We start from the raw sequence: 2,627 nt of genomic DNA, 5'->3' as shown, positions 1-2,627 counted from the left end.
TGGATGCGATCATCACCCAGTTCCACCATCTGCTGCGCACGGTGCCGGGCACGGGCGCGATCATCATGAATGCTGCGGCACCGGCACTGAAACAGGTGCTGGAGCGCGGTTGCTGGACGCCGCTGCAACGCTTTGCCGGAGAAGGTGAGTGGCAGGTGCGGCTCGCTACTGCGGATGGCTGCCGTTTTAGCGTGCTGGAGCGGGGCGTGGAGCGCGGGCGCGTCAGTTGGGACATGGCCGGAGCCTTCAATGCCGAGAATGCGCTGGCGGCCTTGCTGGCGGCGCGTCATGCCGGGGTGCCGCTGGCGGTTGGTTGCGCAGCTTTGCAGCGCTTTCAAGGGGTGCGGCGGCGCCTGGAACTGCGGGGTAAAGCCGCCGGCGTGGCGGTGTATGACGATTTCGCCCATCACCCCACGGCCATTGCGGCTACTATTGCGGCCCTGCGTGGGCGGATGGCGGGAGAGAAGGGACGCTTGGTGGCGGTGCTGGAGCCGCGCTCCAATACCATGAAGATGGGTGTGCACCGGCAGACGCTGGGACAGAGCTTACAGGGTGCGGATCGGGCGTTTGTCTATGCCCCCGCGGATGTCGGTTGGGATGTGGCGACCGCACTGGGTTCTGCCGCGCAGGTTTACGCGGATATGGATGCACTCCTGCGGGCGCTGGAGGCCGAGTTGCGTGCAGGGGACCAGGTGCTCATTATGAGCAATGGCGCCTTCGGCGGGATTCATGGACGCTTGTTGGAATGCCTCATTCGCCGGGATTCATCGGCAGAACCGTAACCCCGGATTCAATCCGGCTCAAGGAGCAGCAATGGAAGATTGGCGACGGCAGGACCGGATTTGTGTAGCCATTACCGGCGCTTCCGGGGCGGCCTATGGGATGCGGCTGGTGGAGGTGCTGCTGACCGCCGGGGTGCGTGTCCATCTGCTGATATCGGACGCGGCGCGGATTGTTTGCCGTGAAGAACTGGATCTGGAACTCCCGGCTGCGGCAGAGGCTGTGACCCGTTTTCTCAATGAACGGTTCGGTGTTGAGCCGGATTTGTTGTCCGTTTATGCCCAGGATGATTGGTTTTCTCCGGTGGCCTCAGGCTCCAACGCAGCGCAGGCCATGGTGGTTTGTCCCTGTTCCGGAGGAACGCTGGCGGCCATTGCCCACGGGCTGTCCGAGAATCTGATCGAGCGCGCCGCGGACGTGATGCTGAAGGAAGGCCTGAAACTCATTCTGGTGCCCCGTGAAAGTCCCATCTCCACGATTCATCTGGAAAATATGCTGACGCTGGCGCGAATGGGGGTGCGGATTTTGCCAGCAAGCCCAGGCTTTTACCATCGTCCACAAAAAATCGAAGACCTGGTGGATTTTATTGTGGCGAGGATTCTGGATCAATTGGGGCTGCCGAACCGGATCGGATGGCGTTGGGGGAACAGGGAGGTGGTTCCCGCAGCAGATTGAAATCAGGTGTCGGCGCTTAACATTTGCCGCTGGCACGGAGACCGGTCAGCAGGCGTTCGCCGCGTTCCCCGTGGAAGAACTCACGGATGTAAGGGTGGTCCACCTGTTGAATCTCGGTAAGCGGCCCCACAGTCAGCACCTTGCCGTCGGCGAGCACGGCGACGCGGTCCGCGGTGGCGGCAAGGCTGTCGAGGTCATGGCTGACCATAACAACGGTGAAACCGATGTCGCCGTGGACCTGGCGGAGCAGGGCGTCAAATTCGGCGGCGGCGATGGGGTCGAGCCCGGAGGTGGGTTCATCGAGAAAGAGAATCTCCGCCTCCATCGCCAGCGCACGGGCGAGAGCGACTCGTTTGGTCATTCCGCCCGATAATTCCGCGGGTAATTTCCATGCGTCACTGGGCTTCAGACCCACCATTTGCAGCTTCAGGGCCACCAGATTGTTGATTTCGGCGCGGGTCAAGTGGCCCCACTCGTGCAGCGGAAAGGCGATGTTTTCAAAAACCGTCAGGGCGCTGAACAGGGCACCTTGCTGAAAAAGCACTCCCCAGCGCTGGCGCAGGGCAATCTGTTCGCGCAGATTGAGCGCTTGCGGATTTTCGCCAAGAATGGTCATCTGCCCTTCGGCGATGGGGACGAGGCCCATCATGGCGCGCAGCAGCGTGGTTTTGCCGGTACCGCTGCCACCAACGATGGCGAGTATCTCGCCGCAACGTATGGTCAGATCAAGGTGCCGCTGAATCCAATGGGTTCCGAACCGGGTGGCGATATCGGTCAGGATGATGGCGTCGGGGCGGGGTATCAATTGCTGATTCCCGTATTGGAAAAGACCAGGGCAAGGATGGCATCGATGAGGATAACCAGGGTGATGGACATGACTACTGAGTTCGTAGTTTCCCGGCTCAGGCTAGTGGTGTTGGGCTTTACCTTGAGGCCATGAAAGCCCGCGATCCACGCAATAAGGACGCCGAAGATCGCCCCTTTGGCAATGCCCAGCCACAGGTTAAAACTGGGGACCGCGACGGGCATTTGTTGGATGAAGAAAGTGGTGCCGATGCCGAGCTCCACTTTGGCTACGAGCATGGCCCCGTAGAGTCCCACCATGTCGGTCCAGAGGACGAGCAGTGGCATGACCAGCGCCAGGGCAATGACCTTGGGCAGGATCAGGCGGC

At 61.2% G+C, this 2,627-nt stretch carries 4 protein-coding genes; 2 read left to right on the top strand and 2 right to left on the bottom strand.

Features of this window, described 5'->3' with window-relative positions; all coding sequences use genetic code 11:
• Both AC2VNK_RS04825 and AC2VNK_RS04820 read left to right on the top strand, forming a co-directional pair.
• Positions 1–782, top strand: a 782-nt coding sequence (locus tag AC2VNK_RS04825; protein ID WP_486883022.1) for a glutamate ligase domain-containing protein, incomplete at its 5' end; no start/stop codon positions are given.
• Between the two features lie 31 nt (positions 783–813).
• Positions 814–1,455: a flavin prenyltransferase UbiX gene (locus AC2VNK_RS04820; RefSeq protein ID WP_291508055.1), complete on the top strand. Its 642-nt coding sequence runs from the start codon at positions 814–816 to the stop codon at positions 1,453–1,455.
• Positions 1,456–1,471: 16 nt separating this feature from the next.
• Here AC2VNK_RS04820 and AC2VNK_RS04815 read toward each other — a convergent pair whose 3' ends face one another.
• Both AC2VNK_RS04815 and AC2VNK_RS04810 read right to left on the bottom strand, forming a co-directional pair.
• The gene (locus AC2VNK_RS04815) at positions 1,472–2,260 is read right to left on the bottom strand and encodes an ABC transporter ATP-binding protein (protein ID WP_291525405.1); all 789 of its coding nucleotides are present in this window, start codon (positions 2,258–2,260) and stop codon (positions 1,472–1,474) included.
• A partial coding sequence (locus tag AC2VNK_RS04810; RefSeq protein WP_486883021.1) for an MlaE family ABC transporter permease occupies positions 2,257–2,627 on the bottom strand: 371 nt, incomplete at its 5' end. The genes AC2VNK_RS04810 and AC2VNK_RS04815, both read right to left, overlap by 4 nt.

The organism is Acidithiobacillus sp. TH-A35 (assembly GCF_057473505.1).
The sequence above is the reverse complement of the archived record's forward strand: the minus strand, read 5'-3'. Positions and strand labels throughout refer to the sequence as shown.